Here is a 419-nt window from a genome sequence, read left to right on the forward strand (position 1 = left end):
TTTCTTTTGTGATGATACCGCTATTTTGAACTTCGGCAAAATCGCGCACGCGTTTTAATAACCTATTTGCAATTCTTGGAGTGCCTCTTGAACGCATTGCTATTTCTTTCGCGCCGTCTTGATCGATGCTGACGCCTAAAATGTCTGCTGAACGGATGACTATTTGTTTTAATTCGTCGTCTGAATATGGGTTCAATCTTGAAATGACGCCGAACCTATCGCGGAGTGGGGATGTTAGCGAGCCGGCTTTTGTTGTTGCGCCGACTAGAGTGAATTTTGGCAAATCGAGCCTTAGTGAACGTGCGGAAGGTCCTTTGCCAATTATGATATCTAATGCATAGTCCTCCATTGCAGGATATAGGATTTCTTCGACTGTGCTTGATAATCTATGTATTTCATCGATAAAAAGGACATCGTTT

1 protein-coding gene is annotated in these 419 nt (G+C 42.7%); it reads right to left on the minus strand.

Going from position 1 to position 419, the window contains the following annotated elements; translation table 11 throughout:
• Positions 1–419, minus strand: a 419-nt coding sequence (locus tag ACYVTD_RS16045; protein WP_461248682.1) for an AAA family ATPase, incomplete at both ends; no start/stop codon positions are given.

Source organism: Treponema sp. R6D11 (assembly GCF_054786075.1).